Origin of the sequence: Tritonibacter sp. SIMBA_163 (assembly GCF_046535935.1) — a bacterium.
Taxonomy (GTDB): domain Bacteria; phylum Pseudomonadota; class Alphaproteobacteria; order Rhodobacterales; family Rhodobacteraceae; genus Epibacterium; species Epibacterium scottomollicae.
This window is the reverse complement of the sequence record NZ_JAWJBP010001412.1, coordinates 1-233: the sequence shown is the minus strand read 5'-3', so window position 1 is coordinate 233 and position 233 is coordinate 1. Positions and strand designations below refer to the sequence as shown.

General features: G+C 64.4%; 1 pseudogene. It reads left to right on the top strand.

Features of this window, described 5'->3' with window-relative positions:
* Positions 1-233: pseudogene (locus R0J92_RS26940) on the top strand (N-methylproline demethylase); the annotation flags it as partial.

The window sequence follows — 233 nt, the reverse complement described above, 5'->3', positions numbered from 1 at the left end:
CTGACGGCGGTCCGCGAAGCAGTCGGCGCCGATTTCTGCGTCGGGTTGCGCATGTGCGGCGACGAGTTTCATGAAGACGGGCTCGATCACGAGCAGTTGAAAGAGATTGCGCAGGCCATGAGCGAAAGCGGCCTGATCGACTATCTCGGCGTGATCGGTTCGGGCGCGGACACGCACAACACGCTCGCGAACTGCATGCCGCCGATGGCGCTGCCGCCCGAGCCGTTCGTGCA